Genomic DNA, 24,863 nt, shown 5'->3' with positions numbered 1-24,863 from the left:
GGTGACGTATGACAACGATGCCGTGCGCGCGGTGCTGGACGCCGCCCGCGCCGAGGGGCGCACGGCGCTGACCGCCCCCGAGGGGAAACGGATCACCGACGCGTACTCCATCCCGACCCCGGCCGAGGGGCTGGCGGAGACCGCGGACGAGGCGGTGGCGCTCGCCGACCGGATCGGCTTCCCCGTCGTCCTCAAGATCGTGTCCCCGGACATCCTGCACAAGACCGACGCGGGCGGGGTGCGGGTGGGGCTGACGTCCTGCGCCGAGGTGCGGAGCGCGTTCAGCGCGATCGTCGGCAACGCCCGTGGCTACGACGCGAAGGCCCGGATCCAGGGCGTCCAGGTGCAGCAGATGGTCCCGGACGGCGGGCAGGAGGTCATCGTCGGCGCGGTCACCGACCCCACCTTCGGGAAGGTCGTGGCGTTCGGGCTCGGCGGGGTGCTGGTGGAGGTGCTGAAGGACATCACCTTCCGGCTGGCCCCGGCGACCGAGGACGAGGCGCTGTCGATGCTGGACGGGATCCGCGCCGCCGAGGTGCTGCGCGGGGTGCGCGGCGGGGAGGCGGTGGACCGCGCGGCGCTCGCCGATCTGATCGTGCGGGTCTCCCGGCTGGTGGCGGACTTCCCCGAGATCACCGAGGTCGACCTCAACCCGGTGTTCGCCACCGCGAGCGGGGTGCTCGCCGCCGATGTGCGGCTGCTGATCGGGGATCCGGCCCCGCGGACGCGCCGCCGCTACTCGCGCGAGGAGATCCTGGGCTCGATGCGCCGGCTGATGCAGCCGCGCTCGGTGGCGGTGGTGGGCGCCTCCAACGAGCCGGGCAAGATCGGCAATTCGGTGATGCGCAACCTCATCGACGGCGGCTTCCCCGGCGAGATCCACCCGGTGAACCCCAAGGCCGACGACATCCTGGGCCGCAAGGCGTACAAGACCGTCACGGACGTCCCCGGCGAGGTGGATGTGGCGGTCTTCGCGATCCCCGCGAAGTTCGTGCCCGCCGCGCTGGAGGAGGTCGGCCGCAAGGGCATCCCGAACGCGGTGCTGATCCCGTCCGGCTTCGCCGAGACCGGTGAACACGAGCTCCAGGACCGGATCGTGGCCATCGCCGAGGAGCACGGGGTGCGGCTGCTGGGGCCCAACATCTACGGCTACTACTCCACCTGGCAGGATCTGTGCGCCACCTTCTGCACCCCGTACGACGTCAAGGGGCCGGTGGCCCTCACCTCGCAGTCCGGTGGCATCGGGATGGCCATCCTCGGCTTCGCCCGGACGACCAAGACCGGTGTCTCGGCCATCGTCGGCCTCGGCAACAAGTCGGACCTGGACGAGGACGATCTGCTGACCTGGTTCGGTGAGGACGACCGCACCCAGTGCATCGCGATGCACCTGGAGGACCTCAAGGACGGCCGGGCCTTCGTGGAGGCGGCACGGGCCACGGTGCCCCGGAAGCCGGTGGTGGTCCTCAAGGCGGGCCGTACGGCCGCGGGTGCCAAGGCGGCCGGGTCCCACACCGGCGCGCTGGCCGGGGACGACGCGGTCTACGACGACATCCTGCGGCAGGCGGGAGTCATCCGGGCGCCGGGCCTCAACGAGATGCTGGAGTACGCGCGGGCGCTGCCCGTGCTGCCCGCACCCCAGGGTGACAACGTCGTCATCATCACCGGCGCCGGGGGCTCGGGCGTGCTGCTGTCGGACGCGATCGTCGACAACGGGCTGTCCCTGATGGAGATCCCGGACGACCTGGACGCCGCCTTCCGCCGCTTCATCCCGCCGTTCGGCGCGGCCGGGAACCCGGTGGACATCACCGGCGGCGAACCGCCGTCCACCTACGAGGCGACCATCCGGCTGGGCCTGGAGGATCCACGGATCCACGCCCTGGTCCTGGGCTACTGGCACACCATCGTCACCCCGCCGATGGTGTTCGCCGAGCTGACCGCGCGGGTCGTCGAGGAGTTCCGCGCCCGGGGCATCGCCAAACCGGTGGTGGCCTCGCTCGCGGGCGACACCGAGGTCGAGGAGGCGTGCGCGTACCTCTTCGAGCGCGGGGTCGTGGCCTATCCGTACACCACCGAGAAGCCGGTGGCCGTCCTGGGCGCCAAGTACCGCTGGGCCAGGTCGGCGGGGTTGCTCACCTAAGCGCTCCGCTGGAAGTGCCCCGACCTTGCCGTCGATCGTCTGCGGCGCCGTCGTGGCTGGTCGCGCCCGCGTGGCGGAGCCGCATATCGACACGGCCTCGCGCCCCTTCAGGGCGCCATCGAACCGCAACCGACTTCCACCGATCCGCATAGCAACCCGCGTTTCCCGGAGCACGAAGAGTTTGGACAGGGGGCGCTGGCCGGGTTCCTTCGAAGCCAAGGGGACGACATGAGCACAGCAGAACAGCCGGAAGGGGCCCTCCCCTTCCGGGAAGTGCAGGACAGCAAGGGACGTACGTATCGCATCGGCGAGACCGACCGCGACATCCTGGGCCACAGCCGGAAGCTGATGGTCTATCTGCCGTGGATCGCGATGATGGCCATCAGCGTGTCCGAGTACGCGTACGGCTCGGCGGAGGACACGCTCTCGGAGGCGCACGGCTGGACCCAGAGCAACACCTTCTGGATCCTGAGCATCTGGGTGTTCTTCCAGGCGGGTATCGCCTTCCCGGCCGGATGGCTGCGGGAGAAGGGGATCCTGACCGCCCGCAAGGCGATGTTCCTGGGAGCGGGGCTGTGCCTGATCGGCTTCCTGGCCCTCTCCCACGTCGACAACGTCTTCGGAGCGATCCTCGGCTTCGGCGTCGTCGGCGGGCTCGGCTCCGGGTTCGTCTACGCCACCTGCATCAACATGGTGGGCAAGTGGTTCCCGGAGCGGCGCGGGGCGAAGACGGGGTTCGTCAACGGAGGGTTCGCCTACGGCGCGCTGCCGTTCATCTTCATCTTCAACTACTGGTTCGACACCGGGAACTTCGACGAGATCCTGGACCTCATCGGGGTCTATGTGCTGATCGTCGTGGGGGTCTGCGCCTGGTTCTTCAAGGACCCGCCGAAGAACTGGTGGCCCGCCGACATCGACCCGCTGAGCTACGCCGGCAACGCCAAGAGCGCGGCGAGCCTGGCGAAGAACCCGCCGGCGGTGCGGCAGTACACGCCCAAGGAGGCCATCAGGACCGGGATGCTGCCGCTGATGTGGGTGTCCCTGGTGCTCACCGCGGGAGTGTCCATCTTCGGGATCTCCTTCCAGGTGGACTACGCCAAGGAGGTGGGCTTCGGCCCGCTGGTGGCGGCCTCGTCCATGGGCATCATGTCCGTCGTCAACGGTGTCGGACGCGGTGTGGTCGGCTGGCTCTCGGACCTGTGGGGGCGGAAGACGACGCTGGTGTTCGTCATCGTGGTGCTGGGCCTCGCCCAGTTCGGGGTGATCTGGGCCGGCAACATCCACAACGAGGTGCTGTTCCTCTTCTTCGCCTTCCTCTCCGGGTTCGGCGGCGGCGCCTTCTACCCGATGTTCGCGGCGCTGACCCCGGACTACTTCGGGGAGAACTACAACGCCACCAACTACGGCCTGGTGTACAGCGGAAAGCTGGTCAGCGGGCTGTTCGGCGGCGGCCTCGGCTCGATGGTGGTCGACGACTGGGGCTACGACGGCGCGTACGCGCTGGCCGGAGGCATCTCCATGGTGGCGGCCGCGGTGGCCCTGCTGCTGCGGCAGCCCGGCCGGCCGCGGGTCCGGGACATCGCCCCGAACCCGCAGCCGATCAGCCGCGAGGCCGTCTAGCCCACCCGCGAGGAACCCTCGCTCAGCCCCGTCCGCCGCAGCGCAACGACCGCAGATAGCGGGCGGAGCGGCGGGCGGTGGTGAGCGAATCGGCGGGCTGGTCGTGCTCCACCAGCCAGTGGTGGTCACGCCGCCCGCCGTGGGTCCTGCCGACCGCGCTCAGGAAGCGGCGGTAGTCGATGTCACCGTCCCCGACGTCCACCATCCGGTAGCCGTCGGGGACGGTTTCGTCGTGCTCCCCGTCCTTCACGTGGAAGAGCGGATAGCGGTGCGGGGCCCGCAGGACGTAGGTCAGCGGCTCGAAGGGCGCCGGGGAGCCGTCGGCCTTGCTTCCGAAGCGGTACTGGGCCACATACGCCCAGTAGATGTCCATCTCCAGGTGGACCAGCTCGGGGTCGGTCTCGGCGAGCAGCACGTCGTAGAGGCGGACGTCCGGCCGGTCGGTGGCGAAGGAGAACTCCTCGGCGTGGTTGTGCTGGTAGAACTTCATCCCGCGCGCCTTGGCCGCCGCTCCGTAGGCGTTGAACTCCTCCGCGCAGCGCTTCCAGCCGTCGACCGTGGAGCCGTAGCGCCAGGGCCCGGAGGCGGTGCCCACATGCGGCAGGCCGAGCGCCTCGGCGTCGTCCAGCACCTGGGTGAGGTTGGTGGCGAAGCTGTACGCCTTCGGGTCGTCGGAGTAGTAGCCGACGTGGCTGCCGATACCGCGCAGCCCGTTGTCCCGCATCAGCCGCTTGAGCTGCTTGAGGGTGATGTCGCCCGTGCCCTGGGTGTAGCCGGCGAACTCCACCTGGTCGTAGCCGTACCGGGCCAGTTCCTCGAAGACGCGGGCGAAGCCGATGGACTGCACCTGGTCGCGGAGGGTGTAGAGCTGGATGCCGAGGTGGCCGCGGGGCACCAGCGGGCCGCCCCGGCCGCTCTGGGCCGATGCGGCGGCGGTGCCGCCCGTCTGGGCGGCCGCGGCGGTGCCGGTGCCGAGCAGACCGGCGGCCGTGGCGCCCGCGGCGACGCCGAGGAATCTGCGGCGGCGGAGGGTCTCGGCGAGTTCGGGGTTGTCCTGGGCCCTCTTCACGGGGTGTCTCCTTCGGTTGCGTTCGTGAGGCCGGCGAGGTGGAGGAGCAGGTTCTTGACGTCGGTGGCGGCCACTTGGCCGCGCACCGCGCCGGGCCGGGAGCAGAGGAGGACGGGTCCGTCCTCCTCGCGTTCCGGGAGGCGGCCGTGGCTGCCGCGCACCGGGGACGGATCGAGCGGGACGACGGCCATGCGGTACCGCATCCCCGTCTTCTTGCGGGCCAGCGCGGTGGCGGCCCGCACCCGCACATAGGGGTCCTTGGGGTCCATGAACAGCTCGGCCGGGTCGTAGCCGGGCTTGCGGTGGATCTCCACCAGCTGGGCGAAGTCGGGGGCGCGGGCGTCGTCGAGCCAGTAGTAGTACGTGAACCACGCGTCCGGCGCGGCCACCGCGACCAGCTCCCCGGAGCGGGGATGGTCCAGGCCGTGGGCCTTCTTGCCCTCGTCGTCGAGGAGTTCGGCGATGCCGGGCAGTCCGGCCAGGGCGGCGCGGGTGGCGTCCAGGTCCTCCGCGCGGCGCACATACACATGGGCGAGCTGGTGGTCGGCGACCGCGAAGGCGCGGGAGGCGCCGGGGTCGAGGTACTCCATGCCGTCCTGGGTGTGCACCTCCAGCAGCCCGGCGCGGCGCAGCGCCCGGTTGATGTCCACCGGCCGGGAGACCCGGGTGATCCCGTACTCGGACAGCGCCACGACGGTACGGCCGCGGGCGGTGGCGTCGTCGAGCAGCGGGCCGAGGGCGGTGTCGAGCTCGGCGGCGGCGGAGTGGGCGCGGGGGTCGTCGGGGCCGTACCGCTGGAGGTCGTAGTCCAGATGCGGAAGGTAGGTCAGCACCAGGTCGGTGGGGCTGGTGCGCAGGATGTGGCGGGTGGCGTCGATGATCCACTGCGAGGAGACCAGATCGGCGCCCGGCCCCCAGAAGTGGAAGAGGGGGAAGGTGCCGAGCTTCGCGGTGAGTTCGTCGTGCAGGGCGGGCGGCCGGGTGTAGCAGTCCGGCTCCTTGCGGCCGTCGGCGTAGTAGACGGGGCGCGGGGTGACGGTGATGTCGGTGTCCGAGCCCATCGCGTACCACCAGCAGATGTTGGCCACGGTGTAGCCCGGGTGGGCGCGGCGGGCGGCGTCCCACAGCTTGTCGCCGCCGACCAGCCCGTTGTGCTGCCGCCACAGCAGCACCTCGCCCATCTCGCGGAAGTACCAGCCGTTGCCGACGATGCCGTGCTCGGCGGGGGTGGTGCCGGTCAGGAACGTCGACTGGGCGGCGCAGGTGACGGCGGGCAGCACCGTGCCCAGCGCGGCGCGGGAGCCGGAGCGGGCGAGGGCCTTGAGGCGGGGCATATGGTCCAGCAGCCGGGGGGTGAGCCCGACCACGTCGAGCACGAGGAGGGGGGTGGGGCCGGTCCCGGCGCTCCTGTCGGTCCGGTGGCTCGGGTCGCTCATGGCAGCTCCTTGAGGCCGAGGTCGGTCAGCAGGCCGCGGGCGAGGGCGAGTTCGGCGGCGATGCCGTCGGCGAGCCGGTCGCGGGTGCGGGGGCGCAGCTCGGGCGGGAGCGCCTGCCAGGTGTAGGTCTCCACTTCGAGGTGGCGGGTCAGCGGGGCGGGCCCGCCGACGAGACGGGCCAGGGCGTCGGCGAGCACCGGGAGGGTGGAGGTCAGCGGGGGCTCGGGCGGGGCGTGCAGCGGGACGTGGAAGTGGGACCGCCAGGGCGCGCTGTCCGCCAGCCCGCCGGCGAGCGCCTGGTCGAGGTCGTCGGTCCCGGTGACGCCGCCCCCGGGGGCCCGGGTGCGGGTCTGGTGAAGGAAGCGGGGCTCGGCGAAGGCCGCGAGGGCCTCCCGTACGGCGGGCCGCTCCGGGTTCTCGGCGTGCAGCGCGGCGGACAGTTGCGCCTTGACCACCGGGACCCCGGCGGCGGTGAGCGCGCCTGTGGCCGTGTGCGGATCCTCGAACTGCGTCGCCAGGTGGCAGGTGTCCAGGCAGACGCCGATGCGGTCCAGAGGCGGGCCGCCGGGCGCGGTGAGCGCCTCGATGGCCTGCGCGGTGGTCTCCACGGTGCAGCCGGGCTCGGGCTCCAGGCCGATGCGGACCGACCGGCCGGTGAGCTCCTGGATGGCGTCGAGCCGCTGGGCGAGGGTGGTGAGGTGGCGGCGGGCGGCGCGGGCGGCGTCGGCGTCGAAGGGGGCGCGCCACGCGAGCGGCAGGGTGGAGACGGAGCCGTCGGTGATGTCGTCGGGGAGCAGCGCGGCCAGCAGCCGGGCCAGATGGGTGGTGTGCTCCAGCCGCTCCGGGTCGGTCCAGTCGGGCTTGTAGACGCGGTACTTGACCTCCTGGGCGCCGAATCCCTCGTACGGGAAGCCGTTGAGGGTGACCACCTCCAGGCCTCGGGTGTCCAGCGCGGTGCGCAGCCTGCGCAGTTCGGCCGGGTCGGCGCTCAGGGTGCGGGCGGCGTCGCGGGCCAGCCACAGGCCGATGCCGAGCCGGTCGCGGCCGAGGCGGCGGCGGACCGGTTCGCAGTGCAGCCGGAGCTGCTCCACGACGCCGTCGAGGTTTTCGGCGGGGTGGACGTTGGTGCAGTAGGCGAGGTGGACGGTGGAGCCGTCGGGGTGGCGGAAGCGCATGGGGTCCTCCTCACCGTTCCGTCGGCGCGGCGGCCGGGGCGCCGCCGCGCAGGATGGAGTTGCCCTCGTGGGTGGCGGCGGCCTCGGTGTCCTCGACATCGATGTCCAGGTCCAGCCGGCCGCTGAGCCCGTAGAACGCCACCGGGTTGCGCCACAGCACCAGGTCGACGTCGTCCTCGGTGAACCCTTCGGCGCGCATCAGGTCGCCGACCTTGCGGGTCTTGAGCGGGTCGCTCCTCCCCCAGTCGGCGGCGGAGTTGACCAGGACCTTCTCGGGCCCGTACGCGCGCAGGATCGCGACCATCCGCTCCTCGTCCATCTTGGTGTCGGGGTAGACCGAGAAGCCCAGCCAGCAGCCGCTGTCCTTGGCCTCCTTGACGGTGGTCTCGTTGAGGTGGTCCACCAGGACCCGGTCCGGGGGCAGCGCGGACTCGCCGACGACATCGAGGGTGCGGCGCAGCCCGGCCAGCTTGTCGCGGTGCGGGGTGTGGACGAGGGCGGGCAGCCCGTGGTCGGCGGCGAGCTGCAGCTGGGCGGCGAGGGCGGTGTCCTCGGCGGGGGTCATCGAGTCGTAGCCGATCTCGCCCACGGCCACGACGCCGTCCTTGACGAGATAGCGCGGCAGCTCGTCCAGGACGGGGGTGCAGCGCGGGTCGTTGGCCTCCTTGGGGTTGAGCGCGAGGGTGCAGTGGTGGGCGATCCCGTGCTGGGCGGCCCGGAAGGGCTCCCAGCCGAGGAGGGAGTCGAAGTAGTCGTAGAAGCTGGCGGGCGAGGTGCGGGGCTGCCCGAGCCAGAAGGACGGCTCGACGAGGGCGCGCACCCCCGCGGCGTACATGGCCTCGTAGTCGTCGGTGGTGCGGGAGGTCATATGGATGTGGGGATCGAAGATGCGCATCAGGACTCCTCGCGGGTCAGGGCGCGGGGCGCGCAGGGCGCGTGGGGCGCACCGGACGCGTCGGGCAGGGCTTGGGTGACGGCCAGTACGCGGTCGAGATCGCCGGGCACGGGACGCCCGGCGGCGGTGCGCTCACGGGCGTAGTCGCCGAGCATGCGGCCCAGCTCGCCGTCCCCGTGCGCCCGCCGCTCCCAGTCGGCGACGGCGGTGAGGGGCACGCCCGTGAACAGGCACTTGAGCACGGCCTGCCGCCAGCTGTGCGGCGAGAGGTGCCGGGCGGCGTACGGCCCGACGGCGGCGGCCACGAGCCGGGTGTCGTTGGTCCGCAGGGCGTCCTCGACGAGCGGCACGGCGTCGGGCCCGGCGGAGAGCCCGAGATGCGGAAGCGCCCGCAGAACGGCCCGGCGCTCGGCGCCCGTGCCGTGCGCGTACAGCCTCACGACGGTGGGCGCGTCCGCGCGCGCGGCGTGCAGGATGAGGATGCGGGCGGCGTCGGGGAGGTCGTGGGCGGTGAGGTCGTCGGCGGCGAACCCCTCGGCTGGGGCGACCTGTGCGACCGGGTGGCCCCGGACGTAAGGGCCGCCGGGGGCGCGGGGACCGGCCGCGCTGGGCCCGTCGGCAGGAGCGGGCCCAGCAGCGGCGGCAGCGGGGCTATCGGCCGCGGGCCGCCCGATGGAGGCGGGTCCGTCGGGGGCAGGACGGTCGGCGGCAACCAGGCTATCGGGAGCAGGACGGTCGGTGACGGTGGCGGGGGACGCGGAGCGAGCGTGGCGGCCCGCGGAGGCGAAGTCCAGTTCCCAGCGGGCGGGGCCGGGAGCGTCCGGGCGCGGTCCGGCTTTCGCCGCGTCGGTCAGGGTGCTGTCCAGCCAGGCGCGGCCCGCCTGGTCCAGGCGCCGCTCCACGGCGGCGCGGAGCTCGGTCACGGTCAGCATCGGACGCCTCCCTCGCTCGCGGCCCGTTCGGCGTCCTTGAGGAACCGCAGGGAGGCGCGGGCCAGTTCGGGACCGGCGTGGGAGTGGCGGGGCAGTTCGACGCCGACGAGACCCCGGTACCCCGCCGCGCGCAGCGCCTCCAGGACCGGCGGGAAGTCGATCTCCCCCTCGCCGAACGGCAGATGCTCGTGCACCCCGCGCCGCATGTCCTCGATCTGCACATGCCGCACCCAGGGCGCCGCCGCGCGGACGCACTCGGCGGGCGGGTCGGGTTCCAGGCACTGGCAGTGGCCGATGTCGAGGGTGAGGCCGAGGGCGGGCGGATCGCCGAGCGCCGTGCGCAGCCGGTGGAAACCGGCGAGATCGGCGAGGAGATGCCCCGGCTCCGGCTCGATCGCGAGGGAGACGCCCACCGCCGCGGCGCCCACGACCACCGGCCCGAGGGCGTCCGCCAGCCGCCGCCACGCCGTCTCCCCGGACTCACCGGGCGGCAGCACCCCGCTGAAGCAGTGCACGGCCGGAGCCCCGAGGTCCCCCGCCACCCGCACGGCCCGCAGCAGCAGATCGACCCGGGCGCCACGGGCATCGGGGTCCGGATCGAGCAGGGTGGGGTGGTGTTTGCGCCGGGCGTCGAGCACGTACCGGGCGCCGGTCTCGATCGCGACACCCAGGCCGAGCCGCTCGAGGTCGCGGGCGACGCGGCGGGTGCGGGCCGTGAGGTCCGGGGCGAGCGGGTCGAGGTGCATATGGTCGAGGGTCAGCGAGACGCCGTCGTAGCCGAGGTCGGCGAGGAGTGCGAGGGCGTCGCTCAGGCGGAGGTCGGTCAGACCGTTGGTGCCGTAGGCGAAGCGGAGGGGTTCCGGGGTGGGGCGGCCGGGGTCGCCGGTGCGGCTCATGTCGCGCTGACCTTTCTCGACAGCCGTCGGGCGACGGGCATGAGCGCGAGCAACCCCGCGGCCGTACGGTGCGCCCCGGCGCGGGAGGCGAGCACGGCCTGAAGCGGGATCATCGCGCGGATGCCGCTGCCGACGGCACGCTGGAGGAGGTACGGGGACGGGTTGAGCGCGGCATGCGCCAACGGCCGGGCGATCGTGGCCACGTACCCGCCCGCGAGGGCGACCCCCGCGACGGCCGCGAAGCGGCTGACCGCCGCGCCGCGCGAGGGGACGCTCCGGGGCAAGGCGTCCCCGGCACGGCCGCCCGCGAGGGCGGCCCCGGCCGCGGTGGCAATGCGGCCGACCGGACGCGTACGCTCGGCCGCCGCGCCGCCCGAGGCGACGGTCAGGCGCAACCCCACCCCGACACGCGGCCCGCCCGGCAGACCGCCACGCCCGGTGGCCGCCGCGACCGCCGCGCGTCGGCCCGCCACGACCGTAGCGACGAGCCGCCTCGCCGGACCATCACGGCGTGACCCCGTGCGCGAGAGCCCCCCGGCGAGGGCCGCGATGGCACCACCGGCGGTCACCCCACCCACCGGAGCGCCGCTGGTGGCCCCGTTCACCATCGCGACCGGCGCGCCGTGGCCCACCCCAGGGCCGTGCCCCGAAGCGGGGGCCGGGCGCCTGGCGGTGGCCCAGGCGATCGCCGCACCCGTTGCGAGGGCGCCGAGGGGCGCCACCGAGGAGCCGCCGACCGCCTCGCGGCGGGAGACCATGGTCACCGCGAGGGTGTGGGCGCCCAGGAGGGCGGCCGGGCGGAGGGCCGGTCGTATGTGACCGGCGGAGGCCGTGGCGCCGAGGAGGAGGTCCAGCGCGCGGGCGGCGGCCATGGTGGGCGGGCCCGCGGGGGTGTTCTTCAGCCCCAGGTCGTACGCCCACACCGTGCTCGCCAGGGCCGTCGCCGTGGCGAGGGCCGGGCGGCCCGCCGCGGCCGCGCACAGCAGCCCGGCGCCGGTCAGCCCGGTCGCGGCGGTCAGCGCCGCGGCCGGGGCGATACGGCCCGACGGCAGCGGGCGGCCGGGGCGCTCCACGGCGTCGATGTCGCGGTCCGCCCAGTCGTTGAGCGCCATGCCCGCCTCGTACAGGCACAGCGAGGTGCAGACCGCGAGCGCCGTGCCCCGGTTGGGGCCGCGCCGGGCGGCGGCCGCGCCCGCCAGGGCGTCGCCGACCACGGTGAACAGGGCCGAGACCCTGAGGAGTTCGGCCCAGTCGCCCCACGTCCCGAAGGGGCCCCGTTCCCCCGCCTCGCCCGTCACGACCGGCCCCGCAGCCGTCCGGCGAAGCCGATGAGCGCCGCGTACTGGTCGGCGAGGGCGGCCGGGCCGCCGTCCGGGTCCTTGAAGTAGAAGCCGAGTTCGGGGAGCGGCCCGGTGAGGCCGGCCTCATGGGCGCGGGCGGTCAGCCGGGCCAGATCGAGGACGAGCGGTGCGGCGAGGGCCGAGTCGCAGCCCTGCCAGATGGTCTGCAGAACCATCCGCGAGCCGAGGAAGCCCTCGAAGGAGACGTGGTCCCAGGCGGTCTTCCAGTCGCCGAGCGCGGGCACGTTGTCGATGTGCAGCTCGCCGTCGGGGAGTTCGCCGAGGGTGTCGGAGAGGACCCGTGCCTTCCCCGCGTTCTTGGCCGCCGCGGCGCCCGGGTCGGCGAGGGCGGCGCCGTCGCCGCCGCCGAGGAGATTCGTACCGGACCAGCTCCGTACGGCCAGCGCCCGCTGGGCGAACATCGGCGCGAGGACGGACCGCAGCAGCGTCTGCCCGGTCTTGCCGTCGCGCCCCGCGTACGGCAGCCCGGAGCGCTCGGCCCGCTCGCGCACACGGGGGTGGTGGAGCCCGGTGGAGGGCGTGAAGTTGACGTACGAGCATCCGGCGCGCAGCGCGGCGGCCGCGTAGAGGGAGCTGGGCGGCAGCGCCCCGGCGTCCTCCGGGGCCGCTTCGGTGGAGGCGACGTTGACGACGACGGCGCGGGCGAGCTCGTGCGTACGGAGGAACTCGGTGAGGTCGGCCGCGAAGGCCGCGATCAGCTCCTCCTCGCCACGGCCGTCGCCGGGCTGTGGCCCGCCCGGACGGACGGCCGCGTCGGCGGCGGCGAGTTCGCCGCGCACGGCGGCGGGCAGTCCATGCGGCAGCACCCCGTCGGCGGCCAGCGCCTCGGCCCGCTTGGGCAGCGGGGTGGCGGCGGTGTCATGGCCGCCGAAGACGAGGTCGGCGAGCGCGGGCAGGCCGCTGTCCGCGAACGCCGCGGTCTCGGTGACCATTCCGGTCGCCGGCTGCAGCCCCCCGGCGACGGCGGCACAGCCCGCCACGGCGGTGGTGGCGACGGAACCGCGAGCGCCGATGAGCCAGACCCCCGTACGGGGTGCGTCGCGGAGTGGGGTGATGTCGTCGGGACGGGTGGTCACTGGCTGCCTCCCGGGGGCTGGGCGTGGGTTGCGCAGATGGTTCGGGGCTCCGCGGATCCGCATGGGCGGCGCCGGTTCGGTCGTGGCGTAGGGGTGGTGTGGTCGAGCGAGCGTGGCCGAGGCCGCCCCGCGCCCGGGAGTCGGGGCCGGGGCGGGGCGGCCGGAGCCGCCGGGTGGGTGACCCGGGGCCGTCAGGGTGCCGGCGCCGGACAGGGGGTGGCGGCGCTGGACAGGGGTGCCGGCGCCGGACAGGGGGTGGCGGCGGGAAGGAGGCGGCGTACTCCTGCCCGCCGCCACGCCGTCCCCACGGCTCCCCTCGGGCCGTCGGGACGGCGGACCGGGGGTGCCTAGCCGTCGTGGTGGTGCTGGTGGTGGCCGCCGCCCTTCGCCGGCAGGTCCTTGACGCGGATGTCGCGGAAGGAGACCTCGTCCCCCTCCCCGTGGTTCTGGATGCCGACGTAGCCCTGCAACAGGCTGCGCGCCGGGTCCTGGTTGGTGAAGTCGTTGATCTTCACGCCGTTGAGCCAGATCCGCAGCCGCTCGCCCTGCACCCGGATCTCGTACGTGTTCCACTCCCCCGGCGGGTTCAGCGCCGCGTCCCGCTTGGCGAGGTCCGCGGACTGGAAGCCGTAGACCGAGCCGGTGGTGTGATCGGGGGTGTCCGTGGCGTCGATCTGCACCTCGTAGCCGTTGTCGACCGCCGACCAGGGGTCGTCGGAGGCCGGGAAGCCGACGAAGACGCCGGAGTTGTCGTCGCCCGCCATCTTCCAGTCCAGCTTGAGCGAGTACGAGCCCAGCTCGCGCCCCTCGTACCAGAGCATCCCCATGCCGCCCGTCGAGGTGAGGGTCCCGGACGCGGTGTCGAGGGTGAAGCTCCCGGGGCCCGCCTGCTTCCAGCCGTCCGTCGAGGAGCCGTCGAAGAGCGGGCGGTAGCCCTGCTCGGGGCGGCAGTCGGCGTGGGCGGCGCCGGTGGCGTAGCGGATGCCGCCGAGCAGGTGCTGCCGGAAGGCGGGGTCGGCGTAGGACTCCTTGGTGTGGCCGAAGCCGGTGTAGAAGGCGCGGCCGCCCCGGTACTCCTGGCACCACGAGATGGGGTGGTCCTCACCCATCGCACCGCCCTGGTACGAGGATTCGTCGAGCGTGGCGAGGACCCGCACCCGCTCCCTCGGGTTGGTGCGGTAGTTGTACCACTCATCAGTCCGCTCCCACGTCGGCGCCAGATGCGCGGTCGCGGGATTGGCCCGATCCTCGACCTCCACGGTGGCCCGCTGGATCGCGGGGTGGGACTGGAAGTACGCCCCGGCCAGGCCCTCGTAGAAGGGCCAGTCGTATTCGGTGTCGGCGGCCGCGTGGACGCCGACGTAGCCGCCGCCCGCCCGCACATAGCCCTCGAACGCGGACTGCTGGGCGGTGTCGAGGACGTCGCCGGTCGTGGAGAGGAAGACGACGGCGTCGTAGCGGGCGAGGTTGTCGGGGGTGAAGGCGGCGCCGTCCTCGGTGGCGTCGACGGCGAAGCCGCTCTGCGCGCCGAGTTCCTCGATGGCGGCGATGCCGTCGGGGATCGAGTCATGGCGGAACCCGGCCGTCTTGGAGAAGACCAGGACCCGGTCGTCGGCGGCGCCGGACGCGGCGGCCCCGGACGCGGCGGCGGGCAGGGCCGTCAGGGCGAGCAGCAGCGTGGCCCCGACGGCGGCGAGGCGTGCCCCACGCCGGGATCCGGAGCGCCGCCCGGATGCGGGTCCGGATGCGGGTCCGGGCCCGGGGCGGCCCTCGGATCCGGTCCCGGCGACCCGCCCGAAGGCGGTCCCGAGCCCGCGCCCGGAAGGGGCCCCCGAGCCGGAGTCGGGTCTGGAGTGCGGAGAAGAGTGCGGGTGCATAACCGTCGTGCTCCTTCCTCCGGGCCGGGGGCGGCCGCGCGGCCGCCCCCGGCCCCGGTCGTCAGCGCTTCAGCGCGTCAGCGCCTCGCTCGTCAGCCGGTGCCGATCGTGAAGTCGTCCACGTCGAAGAGCGCTCCCGCACCGCCCTTGAAGACGAGGGACAGCGTGGTACTGCCGCCCGGGGGTTTCGTCAGCGTCGTCTTGACGTCCTGGAAGGTCTCCCAGTCGCCGGTCACCGGCACGGTGACGGTGCCGAGCAGCCGTCCGGTCGGGGAGCCGCTGTGGATCTCCAGCGTGCCGCCGGCGCCCGCCGAGGAGACCCGTGCGGTGAAGTCCTTGGCGTTGCCCAGCACATACGGGGTGAAGGAGATCCAGTCGCCGTTCTCGATGTTGCCGACCGTCTTGCCGCCGTTGGCCGGGGTGTGGGAGATCACCGAGACGCCCTGGCTGTCGTCGTAGTGCTCGGCCTGCCGGTGCTTGGGCTGGACGATGGACTGGTCGTGGGTGGTCAGCGGCGGCTGGCCGCCCCCGCCGCCGTCGGTGTACTCGGCGTCGAAGACCCCGAAGATGTTGGCGTTGGGGTCGTGCTCCCCGTCCGCGTTGGTCTTGATGGTGCCGGAGCAGCCGTTCGCCGTGGTGACGGGGTGGCCGTGGCTGTCATGGCCGAGGATGTAGGTGACCTTGACCTTGGCGCAGTCGACGGTCCCGTCCTCCGGGTCGGTCACCTCGACCTTGAACGGGACCTCGTCGCCGAAGCTGAACAGCTGGCCGTCGGCGGGCAGTTGCAGCGTCACCTTGGGCGCGGTGTTGCCCACCGTGAGGTGCACATTGGCGCTGGCGGTGCGGCCGGTGGGGTCCTTGACGGTGAGGGTCGCGGTGAAGGTGCCGTTCTTCTTGTACGTGTGGGTGGGGTTGGTGGCGGCGGAGGTCGTGCCGTCGCCGAAGTCCCAGTCGTAGGCGAGGGTGTCGCCGTCGGCGTCCGAGGTGCCCGCCGAGGAGAAGGCGACCTTCATGGGCGCTGTGCCGGAGGTGCGGTCGGCGCTCGCCTCGGCGATGGGCGAGTGGCCGCCGGTGGCGTTCTCGATCCGGTAGAGCGCGGAGTGCTCGTCGCCGTTGAAGTAGCCGAGACCGTAGTCGAGGACGTACAGCGCGCCGTCCGGGCCGAAGGCCGAGTCCATGACTTGGGTGCCGGACCACGGGAAGTCGTTGATCTTCTGCACGGCCCCGTCGGCGCCCTGCTCGATCCGCTTGATCCACTGGCGGCCGAACTCCCCCGCGAAGAAGTTCCCGTTGTAGGACTCGGGGAACTTCACCGGGGAGTCGAGCGAGGCGTCATAGCGGTATACAGGCCCGGCCATCGGGGACTCGGAGCCGGAGCCGAACTCGGGCACGGAGTCGTTGTCGTACGGGATCCAGGCGGGCTGGGCGGGCGGCAGATCGGTGAGCCCGGTGTTGTACCGCGAGGTGTTCTCGGGCGCGGCGCAGTCGAAGGCCGGGCCGGAGGTGCCGGTGGCGAAGTCGTAGTCGCGGTACGGCTTGTTGTCGGCGATGCAGTACGGCCAGCCGTAGTTGCCGGCCTTGGTCACCCGGGCGAACTCGACCGCGCCACCCGGTCCGCGCTCGGGGTTGGCGGCACCGGCGTCAGGTCCGTAGTCGCCGACGTAGACCGTGCCGGTCGGCTTGTCGACGCTGATCCGGAACGGGTTGCGGAAGCCCATCGCGTAGATCTCGGGCCGGGTCTTCTCGGTGCCGGGCGCGAAGAGGTTGCCGTCCGGGACGGTGTACGAGCCGTCGTCGGCCACCTTGATCCGGAGCACCTTGCCGCGCAGGTCGTTGGAGTTGCCCGCGGAGCGCCGGGCGTCGAAGGCCGGGTTGCGGTTGTCCCGCTCGTCGATGGGGGTGAAGCCGTCGGACTCGAACGGGTTGCTGTCGTCGCCGGTGGACAGGTACAGGTTGCCGTCGGCGTCGAAGTCGATGTCCCCGCCGACGTGGCAGCAGATCCCGCGGGACGCGGGGACGTCCAGCACCTTCTTCTCGCTGCCGGTGTTCAGGGTGCCGTCGGCGTCGAGGGTGAACCGGGAGAGTCGGTTGACGCCGTCGAACTTGGCGAAGTCGGCGGCCGTGCCCTGGGTGGGGGCGTCACCGGCGGGGGTGTCGAGCGGGGGCGCGTAGTAGAGGTAGATGGCGCGGTTGTCGGCGAAGCCGGGGTCGATGCCGACGCCCTGGAGCCCTTCTTCGTCGTGCGAGTAGACGGGCAGCCTGCCGGACACCTTGGTCTCGCCCGTGGCGTCGGTCAGCCACAGGGTGCCGTCGCGCGAGGTGTGCAGCACGGAGCGGTCGGGGAGCACGGCGAGCGTCATGGGCTCGCCGGTCTCCTCCACGCCCTTGGCGAGGGTGACCTGCTGGAACTGCTCGGCGGCCGGGGCGGGTTGATCCGCTTGATCCGCGCCCGCCTGGGGAGCGGTGAACGCGAGCCCCGCGCCGACGAGCAGTGCGCTCGTGACGAGCGCGAGGGGCCCGCGCAGTCGAAGCCTTTTCCTGTGCACGCTGATCCTCCGTGGAAAGAGGGGGTACGGGCGGGCCGTCAGGCCGCCGTGACTGGCACAGGCGCGCGCCGTCGCGCCGGGATGACCGGTCCGGGGCGAGGGGCCCCTATGTGACCGGTACATCTCAAGGACCGTAGCGGGGTTTGTCCGGTACGGAAACCCCTTTGACGCAAAACAGCTGTTGCTTCATCCACGGGCAGGACAAAGCTGGGTGGGGGCGCGGTGTGCGGTCCCCCACCCAGGGGCCCTCCGGGCGGGTCCTCGATGCCCGGCCGGGCCGGAGCTTGGCTGGACCCGATCCCGGCCGGAGCCGGACCTGATCCCGGCCGGAGCCGGGCTACTTGTCCGCGCCGCCGAAGGCCGCGTCGAACGACGCCGTCGGCGGGTCGAAGTCGAAGTGCTTCAGCCGGGCCAGCGCCTCCGGGGCGCCGGTGAGCCGGTCCATCCCGGCGTCCTCCCACTCGACCGACACCGGACCGTCGTATCCGATCGAGCGCAGCATCCGGAACACGTCCTCCCACGGCACATCGCCATGGCCCGCGGAGACGAAGTCCCAGCCGCGGCGGGGGTCGCCCCAGGGCAGATGGGAGCCGAGGCGGCCGTTGCGGCCGTCCAGCCGTTTCCGGGCCTCCTTGCAGTCCACGTGGTAGATCCGGTCCCGGAAGTCCCACAGGAAGCCGACCGGGTCCAGGTCCTGCCAGACGAAGTGGCTGGGGTCGAAGTTGAGCCCGAAGGCGGGGCGGTGGCCGACGGCCTCCAGGGCCTGGTGGGTGGTCCAGTAGTCGTAGGCGATCTCGCTGGGGTGCACCTCGTGGGCGAAGCGCACGCCCTCGGCGTCGAAGACGTCGAGGACCGGGTTCCAGCGCTCGGCGAAGTCCTCGTAGCCCCGCTCGATCATCCCCGGCACCACCGGCGGGAACATCGCCACCAGATGCCAGATGGAGGAGCCGGTGAAGCCGATGACGGTGCGCACCCCGAAGGCGGCCGCGGCGCGTGCCGTGTCGGCCATCTCGGCGGCGGCCCGCCGCCGTACGCCCTCCGCGTCGCCGTCGCCCCAGATCCGGGCGGGCAGGATGGCCTTGTGGCGCTCGTCGATGGGCGAGTCGCACACGGCCTGGCCGACCAGATGGTTGGAGATGGCCCAGCACTTGAGGCCGTACTTCTCCAGCAGCTCGCGCCGCCCGTCCAGATAGCCGGACTCGCCGAGTGCCCGGTCCACCTCGAAGTGGTCGCCCCAGCAGGCGAGTTCCAGGCCGTCGTAGCCGAAGTCACGGGCCAGCCGGCAGACCTCCTCCAGGGGAAGGTCGGCCCACTGGCCGGTGAAGAGCGTGAAGGGTCTGGGCATTCCGGCCTCCTCCTCAGACGGGTACGGGGGTGTAGACGCAGTTCTTCTCCGCGCTCTCCTCCACGGCGGCCAGCACCCGCTGCACCTGCAGCCCGTCCTCGAAGGACGGCTCGGGGCCGGTTCCGTCGGCGATCGCGAACACCATGTCCCGCGCCTGGTGGACGAAGGTGTGCTCATAGCCGAGGGCGTGGCCCGGCGGCCACCACCCCTCGAGGTAGGGGTGCTCGGGCTCGGTCACCAGGATCCGGCGGAAGCCGGAGTCGACGGCGGGCTCGGTGTGGTCGTGGAAGGACAGCTCATTGAGGCGTTCAAGATCGAAGGCGAGCGAGCCGCGATCGCCGTTGAGCTCGATCCTGAGCGAGTTCTTACGGCCCGCGGCGAACCGGCTGGCCTCGAACGAGGCCACCGCACCGGAGCCGAACCGCCCGGTGAACAGCGCCGCGTCATCGACCGTCACCGGTCCGCGCGCCGCCCCGCCCGCCCCGGCGCCGCCGAGCCCGGCCACCGCGCCGGCGGGCAGCGGCCGCTCCCGGATGAACGTCTCGGTGAGCGCCGAGACGCCGATCAGCCGCTCCCCCGCCAGATGCTGCGCCAGGTCGACGATGTGCGAGCCCAGGTCGCCGAGGGCGCCGGAGCCCGCGTACTCCCGCCGCAGCCGCCACACCAGGGGGAACTCCGGGTCGACGATCCAGTCCTGCAGATAGGTGACCCGGACGTGCCGCAGCACGCCGATCCGCCCGTCCGCCACCATCCGGCGGGCGTACGCGATCGCGGGCGCGCGGCGGTAGTTGAAGCCCACCATCGCCACCTGGCCGCGCTCCCGGGCCCGCCGGGCCGCCTGCACCATGGCCTCGGCCTCGGCCACGGAGTTGGCGAGCGGCTTCTCGCACAGCACGTGCTTGCCCGCCTCCAGGGCCGCGATGGCGATCTCGGCATGGCTGTCGCCTGGGGTGCAGACGTCGACCACCTGCACATCGTCCCGGGCGATCAGCGCCCGCCAGTCGGTCTCGGCGGCGGCCCAGCCGTGCCGGTCCGCGGCCGCCCGTACGGCATCCGCGTCGCGCCCGCAGACGGCGGACATCGCGGGGCGGGCGGGGAGGTCGAAGACACGGCCGACGGTGCGCCAGCCCTGGGAGTGGGCGGCGCCCATGAAGGCGTAGCCGACCATGCCGACGCCGAGTGTCTTCGCTTCAGGATTTTCCATGGGACTCCTTCTGACGATCGCAAACCGACGCGAGGTGGGGGGTCTGGCCCTCAATCGGGCTCAGCTGAATCCCGTGGGGAGGTACTCGTCCACGTTGTCCTTGGTGACGACGGCGGAGTAGAGGGTGAGAGAAGCCGGGATCTCCAGCTCCGCGAGCCCGCCGACGCCCTTGCCCTGCCCCAGTGCGCGGGCGAGGTCGATGGCGGAGGCGGCCATGGTGGGCGGGTAGAGCACGGTGGCCTTCAGCACGCTGTTGCCGGCCTTGATGGCGTCCATGGCGTGCTTTGCGCCCGCGCCGCCGACCATGAGGAAGTCATCGCGCCCCGCCTGCTTGATGGCGCGCTCGGCGCCGACGCCCTGGTCGTCGTCGTGGTTCCACAGGGCGTCGAAGTCGGAGTGGGCCTGCAGCAGCTGGGCCATCTTCGCCTGGCCCGACTCGACCGTGAACTCCGCGGCCTGGCGGCCGACCTTCTTGATGTTGGGGTAGTTCTTCAGGGCGTCGTTGAAGCCCTCGGTACGCTGCCGGGTCAGCTCCAGGTTGTCGATCCCCGCCAACTCGATGACCTTGGCGTTCTTCTTGCCCTTGAGCTGCTCGCCGATGTAGCGCCCGGCGTTGAGGCCCATGCCGTAGTTGTCGCCGCCGATCCAGCAGCGGTACGCCTGCGGGGAGGCGAAGATCCGGTCGAGGTTGACCACCGGGATGCCCGCCCGCATGGCCTTGAGCCCCACCTGGGTCAGCGCCTTGCCGTCGGCGGGCAGGATGACCAGGACGTCGACCTTCTTGTTGATGAGGGTCTCGATCTGGCCGATCTGCTGAGCGGTGTCGTTGGAGCCCTCGGTGGCCTCCAGGGTGACGTCCTTGTACTCCTTGGCGCGCCGCTTGGCCTGCTCGTTGATGGCGTTGAGCCAGCCGTGGTCGGCCTGGGGCCCGGCGAAGCCGATGGTGACCGCCTTACCGGGCTTGTCATTGGCCGTGTTCGCGGCCTGCTTGGCGTTGTCGCCGTCGTCGTTGTTCTCGTTGCTGGTGCACCCGGCGGCGAACATCGCGCCCGCCGCGGCGGTGCCCAGGAGGAGGTTTCTGCGACTGGTGGCGGCGGAGGAGCTCTTGGCATACCTCATGGCGTCGAACGACCCTTCTGTACCAGGACGGCGGCGACGATGATCGCGCCCTTGGCGATCTGCTGGACATCGCTCTGAAGGTTGTTCAGGGCGAACAGATTGGTGATGGTGGTGAAGATGAGGACGCCGAGGACGGAGCCGGTGATGGTGCCGCGGCCGCCGCTGAGCAGCGTGCCGCCGATGATCGCGGCGGCGATGGCGTCGAGTTCGTAGAGGTTGCCGTTGGTGTTCTGGCCGGAGCCGGTGAGGACGACCAGCATGAAGGCGGCGACTCCGCAGCACAGCCCGGAGAGCAGATACAGCATCAGCCGCTGCCGCCGGACGTCGATGCCCGCGAGCCGGGCCGCCTCCGCGTTGCCGCCGATGGCGACCGTGCGCCGGCCGAACGTGGTGCGGTTGAGCACCAGCCAGCCCACGACGGTGACGGCGGCGAAGATGATCACCAGCGGCGGTGTGCCGAGGACGTAGGAGTCCGGGAGCCCGAGGTCCAGGACGGGGTTGACGGTGACGACCTGGGTCTTGCCGTCGCTGATGTGCAGGGCGAGACCGCGGCCGGAGGCGAGCATCGCGAGCGTGGCGATGAACGGGACCATCCCGCCGTACGCGATGAGCACCCCGTTGACCAGTCCGCAGCCGAGCCCCACCAGGACCGCGCACAGCAGGATGCCGCCGAGCCCGTAGTCCTGGGTGGCCACCGTGGTCGCCCACACCGAGGCCAGGGCGACGATCGCGCCGACCGACAGATCGATGCCGCCGCTGGTGATGACGAAGGTCACGCCGACGGTGACGACGCCGATGACGGACGCCTGGGTGAGCACGAGCTGGAGGTTGTCGGTGCTGAGGAACTCATCGGGCTTGGTGAAGCCACCGACGGCGATCAGCACCGCCAGCACCCCGACGAGGGAGAGGTTGCGCAGGTCGGCGAGGCGCCGCAGCCTGCTCAGGGGATCGGTGCCGGTGCGGCCGGCCGGCGGTTTGCCGACCGGACCTGCCGTCAGCGTGGCGCCCGCGCCCGGTACCGGGGCGGGGTCGGCCGGAGGCGGGGACGCCGGCCTGCTCCCGGGTGAATTCACGACGGGCTCCCTTCCATGACGAGATCGAGGACGCGGTGCTCGTCCAACTCCCGCGCGGGCGCCGTATGGACGACGCGGCCCTCGCGGAGCACCAGCACCCGGTCGGCGAGGCCCAGGACTTCGGGCAGTTCGCTGGAGACGAGGAGGACGGCCATGCCGTCGTCGGCGAGTCGGCGGATCACGGCGTACAGCTCGGCGCGGGCGCCGACGTCCACCCCGCGCGTCGGCTCGTCCAGCAGCAGCACCCGGCAGCCGCGCAGCAGCCAGCGGGCCAGTACGGCCTTCTGCTGGTTGCCGCCGGACAGGGTGCGCACCGGCCGCTCCGGGTCGTCGGGGTGCAGCGACAGATCGCGGACGCAGCGGCGGGCCGCCGCCCGCTCCGCGCCGCGGTCCACCCACCCGGCGCGGGAGAAGCGGGTCAGCGAGGAGACCGAGACATTGCGGGTGACGGACTCCAGCATCAGCAGCGCCTGCGCCTTGCGCTCCTCGGGGGCCAGGCCGAGCCCGGCGCGCACGGCGGCGGTCACGCTTCCGGGGCGCAGCGGGCGGCCGTCCACCAGGACCCGGCCCGAGGTGGGGCGGCGGGCCCCGTAGACGGTCTCCAGGATCTCGGACCGCCCGGAGCCGACGAGCCCGGCCAGCCCGACGATCTCGCCGGGCGCCACCTCGAGGTCGATCGGCTCGAACTCCCCCGCCCGGCCGAGGTTCTCCAGCCGCAGCACGGGCGTCGCGGTGGCGACCGGAGGCGCCGTGGTGCGGCGCGGGAACGCGTACTCCACGTCCCTGCCCGTCATCAGCGCCACGATCTCGCGGGTCGGGGTGGTACGCGCGGGCAGCCCGCGGGCCGCGGCGCGGCCGTCCTTGAGCACGGTGACGCGGTCGCCGATCCGGCGGATCTCCTCCAGCCGGTGCGAGATGTACACGACGGCGACCCCGGCGGCGGTGAGATCGCCGACGATACGGAAGAGGTTGTCCACCTCGTCGGGGTCGAGGGCCGCGGACGGCTCGTCCATCACGATCAGCTGGACGTCGTGGGAGAGCGCGCGGGCCATCGAGACGATCTGCTGCCCGGCCGCGGAGAGGTCCCCCACCAGCCGCCCCGGGTCGATCTCGGGGTGCCCGAGCCGGGTGAGGAGGGCGGCGGTGGCGGTGCGGGCCGCGCGGGAGCGGACGAAACCGCCGGTGGCCACCTCATGGCCGAGGAAGACGTTCTCGGCCACGGACAGCCCCTCCACCAGGTCGAGTTCCTGGTAGATGGTGGCGATCCCGAGGCGCATGGCGGCGATGGGCGACTTGAGGGTGACCGGTTCGCCGCGCCAGAGGATCTCGCCGCTGTCGGGCTGATGCACCCCGGCGACCACCTTGATCAGGGTGGACTTGCCCGCGCCGTTCTGGCCGAGCAGACAGTGCACCTCGCCCGCTTCGACATCGAGGTCGACGCCGTCCAGGGCCCGTACGCCGGGGAAGGACTTGGTGATCGCGGACATGGTGAGGAGTGGGCGCGGGTCGGGTGGTGCCGGTGCCATGGCGGGCCTCCTCGGCGGGGTCGCTCGATGCGGTGCGGTCGCTCGTATGCGGTGCGGGTCGCTGGGTGTGCGGGGCGCTGGGCGTGCGGGTGCGCGGCGGGGCGGTGATGTGGTGGTGCCGTGGTGGGGCGGCAGGGCGCGACGGGGTAGCGGCGCGGCCCCGGTGGGAGTGGGGTGCCGGGTGGTGCGGCTCGGTGGTGCCGGTAGTGCGGCTCGGTGGTGCGGCTCGTGCCTCGACGTGGCGTACGCCGAGGTGCGGTGCGGTGCGGTGCGGATGCCGTGCTGCTGCTGCGCTGTGCCGAGGTACGGCCCCGCCGGGGCCGGGCGCGGGGTCAGGCGGTCATGCGGTCATGCGGTCATGCGGTCATGGCCATCAGGCGGTCATGCCGGTGAGAAGAGGTGGTCGCTGATCAGGCGGGCCGCTCCGGTGACCCCGGCGGCCGGGCCGAGTTCGCCCAGCACGATGGGGAGGTTGCCGGTGGCCAGCGGCAGGGACTGGCGGTAGACCTGGGTCCGTATGGCGGCGAGCAGCGTATGGCCGAGCCCGGTGACACCGCCGCCGATGACCACCAGACCGGGGTTGAAGAAGCTGACGAGCCCGGCGATGACCTGGCCCGTACGGGTGCCGCCGTCCCTGATGAGGTCGAGCGCGGTCGCGTCCCCCGCCGAGGCCGCCGCGGCGACATCGGTGGCGGCGAGGCTGCCCACATCCTCCAGCCGGGCGGCGAGTTCGGCGGACCGGCCGTCGCGGGCGGCCTCCTCGGCGTCACGGGCCAGCGCCGCGCCGCCGAAGTACGCCTCCAGACAGCCGTGGTTGCCGCAGGCGCAGGGGCGGCCGTCGGGTTCGGCCTGGATGTGGCCGATGTCGCCCGCGCTGCCCGTCGTGCCGCGGTAGACCTCACCGCCGACCACGATCCCGCAGCCGATACCGGTGCCGATCTTCACGCAGAGGAAGTCCTTGACGGAACGGGCGACTCCCGCGTGCTGCTCCCCCATCGCCATGAGGTTCACATCGTTGTCGACCATGACCGGGCAGCCGAGCTCCTGGCTGAGCGCCTCCCGTACGGGGAAGCCGTCCCATCCCGGCATGATCGGCGGCGCCACGGGCACGCCCTCGGGGAACCGCACCGGGCCGGGCACTCCGATGCCCGCCCCGTCGAACCCCTCGGCCACCCCGGACGCCCGGAGCTTCGCGGCCATGTCCAGCACCTGCTCGAAGACCGCGACGGGCCCTTCGCGCACATCCATGGGCTGGTTGAGGTGGCCGAGAATCTCCAGTTCGGCATTGGTCACGGCAACGTCCACGGAGGTGGCGCCGATGTCCACGCCGAGCAGCCGCAGCCCGGGTGCGAGCCGGATGTTGTGCGAACGCCGGCCACCCCGCGAGGCCGCCAGCCCGTCCGCGGCCACCAGCCCGGTCTCCAGCAGCCGGTCGATCTCCACGGCCAGCTTCGAACGTGACAGGTCGATCTGATCGCCCAGCTGAGCACGGGAGTTGGGGCCGCCGTCGCGCAGCAGGCGAAGCAATCGCGCCTGATGCGCGTTCGCCGGTCGTGCCGTCATGCGCCTCACGCTG

General features: G+C 72.8%; 18 protein-coding genes. 2 read left to right on the top strand and 16 right to left on the bottom strand.

The features are described 5' to 3' along the window. Position 1 precedes the first annotated feature (1 nt). Together J2Z30_RS10905 and J2Z30_RS10900 are read left to right on the top strand one after the other, a co-directional pair. A complete protein-coding gene (locus tag J2Z30_RS10905; protein WP_044568920.1) occupies positions 2-2,137 on the top strand; it encodes an acetate--CoA ligase family protein in 2,136 nt (711 codons plus the stop codon). Positions 2,138-2,365: 228 nt separating this feature from the next. Further along, a complete protein-coding gene (locus J2Z30_RS10900; protein WP_044568921.1) occupies positions 2,366-3,757 on the top strand; it encodes an OFA family MFS transporter in 1,392 nt (463 codons plus the stop codon). Between the two features lie 22 nt (positions 3,758-3,779). On the opposite strand, the gene J2Z30_RS10895 is transcribed toward J2Z30_RS10900, so the two are convergent. The 16 genes from J2Z30_RS10895 to J2Z30_RS10820 form a co-directional block, all read right to left on the bottom strand. Further along, positions 3,780-4,826 carry a sugar phosphate isomerase/epimerase family protein gene (locus J2Z30_RS10895; protein WP_044568922.1) on the bottom strand — a complete coding sequence of 349 codons (1,047 nt, stop codon included), beginning with the start codon at positions 4,824-4,826 and terminating at the stop codon, positions 3,780-3,782. Next, positions 4,823-6,262, bottom strand: coding sequence for an alkaline phosphatase family protein (locus tag J2Z30_RS10890; RefSeq protein ID WP_044568923.1), 1,440 nt, complete (start codon positions 6,260-6,262; stop codon positions 4,823-4,825). Before J2Z30_RS10890 ends, J2Z30_RS10895 begins: the two co-directional genes overlap by 4 nt. Continuing rightward, positions 6,259-7,437, bottom strand: a complete 1,179-nt coding sequence (gene eboE, locus J2Z30_RS10885; RefSeq protein ID WP_044568924.1) for a metabolite traffic protein EboE — start codon at positions 7,435-7,437, stop codon at positions 6,259-6,261. Before eboE ends, J2Z30_RS10890 begins: the two co-directional genes overlap by 4 nt. A gap of 10 nt (positions 7,438-7,447) precedes the next feature. Beyond that, positions 7,448-8,332, bottom strand: a complete 885-nt coding sequence (locus J2Z30_RS10880) for a TatD family hydrolase (protein WP_044568925.1) — start codon at positions 8,330-8,332, stop codon at positions 7,448-7,450. Beyond that, positions 8,332-9,048 (bottom strand): EboA domain-containing protein, encoded by a 717-nt coding sequence (locus J2Z30_RS10875; protein WP_078957278.1) that lies wholly within the window; start codon positions 9,046-9,048, stop codon positions 8,332-8,334. Before J2Z30_RS10875 ends, J2Z30_RS10880 begins: the two co-directional genes overlap by 1 nt. Positions 9,049-9,257: 209 nt before the next feature. Continuing rightward, positions 9,258-10,160 (bottom strand): sugar phosphate isomerase/epimerase family protein, encoded by a 903-nt coding sequence (locus J2Z30_RS10870; RefSeq protein ID WP_044568926.1) that lies wholly within the window; start codon positions 10,158-10,160, stop codon positions 9,258-9,260. Beyond that, entirely contained in the window at positions 10,157-11,458 is a 1,302-nt protein-coding gene (locus tag J2Z30_RS10865) for an SCO3242 family prenyltransferase (RefSeq protein ID WP_044568927.1), read from the bottom strand. The genes J2Z30_RS10870 and J2Z30_RS10865 overlap by 4 nt, the downstream gene beginning before the upstream one ends. Further along, positions 11,455-12,660 (bottom strand): inositol-3-phosphate synthase, encoded by a 1,206-nt coding sequence (locus J2Z30_RS10860; RefSeq protein ID WP_372453260.1) that lies wholly within the window; start codon positions 12,658-12,660, stop codon positions 11,455-11,457. Before J2Z30_RS10860 ends, J2Z30_RS10865 begins: the two co-directional genes overlap by 4 nt. 284 nt (positions 12,661-12,944) lie before the next feature. Beyond that, on the bottom strand, positions 12,945-14,474 hold the full coding sequence (locus J2Z30_RS10855; protein ID WP_245387853.1) for a ThuA domain-containing protein: 1,530 nt from the start codon (positions 14,472-14,474) through the stop codon (positions 12,945-12,947). A gap of 92 nt (positions 14,475-14,566) precedes the next feature. After that, on the bottom strand, positions 14,567-17,020 hold the full coding sequence (locus tag J2Z30_RS10850; protein ID WP_044568929.1) for a carbohydrate-binding protein: 2,454 nt from the start codon (positions 17,018-17,020) through the stop codon (positions 14,567-14,569). 337 nt (positions 17,021-17,357) lie between these two features. Next, positions 17,358-18,365 (bottom strand): sugar phosphate isomerase/epimerase family protein, encoded by a 1,008-nt coding sequence (locus tag J2Z30_RS10845; protein ID WP_044568930.1) that lies wholly within the window; start codon positions 18,363-18,365, stop codon positions 17,358-17,360. A gap of 13 nt (positions 18,366-18,378) precedes the next feature. Further along, positions 18,379-19,569: a Gfo/Idh/MocA family protein gene (locus tag J2Z30_RS10840; protein WP_044568931.1), complete on the bottom strand. Its 1,191-nt coding sequence runs from the start codon at positions 19,567-19,569 to the stop codon at positions 18,379-18,381. 60 nt (positions 19,570-19,629) lie between these two features. Next, positions 19,630-20,688 (bottom strand): substrate-binding domain-containing protein, encoded by a 1,059-nt coding sequence (locus tag J2Z30_RS10835; protein ID WP_044568932.1) that lies wholly within the window; start codon positions 20,686-20,688, stop codon positions 19,630-19,632. Further along, entirely contained in the window at positions 20,685-21,686 is a 1,002-nt protein-coding gene (locus J2Z30_RS10830) for an ABC transporter permease (protein WP_044581214.1), read from the bottom strand. The genes J2Z30_RS10835 and J2Z30_RS10830 overlap by 4 nt, the downstream gene beginning before the upstream one ends. A gap of 71 nt (positions 21,687-21,757) precedes the next feature. Beyond that, positions 21,758-23,287 (bottom strand): sugar ABC transporter ATP-binding protein, encoded by a 1,530-nt coding sequence (locus tag J2Z30_RS10825; protein ID WP_044568933.1) that lies wholly within the window; start codon positions 23,285-23,287, stop codon positions 21,758-21,760. Between the two features lie 381 nt (positions 23,288-23,668). Continuing rightward, positions 23,669-24,850, bottom strand: coding sequence for an ROK family transcriptional regulator (locus J2Z30_RS10820; RefSeq protein WP_044568935.1), 1,182 nt, complete (start codon positions 24,848-24,850; stop codon positions 23,669-23,671). Positions 24,851-24,863: the final 13 nt, after the last annotated feature.

This window comes from Streptomyces iranensis, assembly GCF_017874715.1.
GTDB classification, from domain to species: Bacteria; Actinomycetota; Actinomycetes; order Streptomycetales; family Streptomycetaceae; genus Streptomyces; species Streptomyces iranensis.
This window is presented reverse-complemented; position numbering and strand designations above follow the sequence as displayed.